The sequence below is a fragment of the Bacillus sp. SIMBA_074 genome (assembly GCF_046534555.1).
GTDB classification, from domain to species: Bacteria; Bacillota; Bacilli; order Bacillales; family Bacillaceae_G; genus Bacillus_A; species Bacillus_A mycoides.
The window spans coordinates 1-236 of the sequence record NZ_JAWRYM010001221.1; the positions used below are offsets into that span (position 1 = coordinate 1).

At 67.4% G+C, this 236-nt stretch carries 1 protein-coding gene; it reads left to right on the forward strand.

What is annotated here, in order from left to right:
• Window positions 1-38 precede the first annotated feature (38 nt).
• Window positions 39-236, forward strand: a 198-nt coding sequence (locus SB773_RS34615; RefSeq protein ID WP_486304342.1) for a hypothetical protein, incomplete at its 3' end; no start/stop codon positions are given.

A 236-nucleotide genomic window follows, 5' to 3' on the forward strand; every position in this document is an offset into this window, starting at 1 on the left:
GTCCTGTCAGGCCCGGGCTGCGGCAGCAGTACAGGGCGGTGACCCGGTCCGGGTCGAAGCGGTCTCAGGAGTTCACGAACTTCGTCACCCTCACCTTCGACACCGGCGTCCTCAACGGCGCGATCCGCGATGCAGGCAAAGGCCTAACCGGCCTGGGCGCCGTGCTCAAGGAGCGCGTCGCGGGAATGGAGGCATCGATGGAGAACGCACCGCTCACCCCTGCCGGATGGTTGACC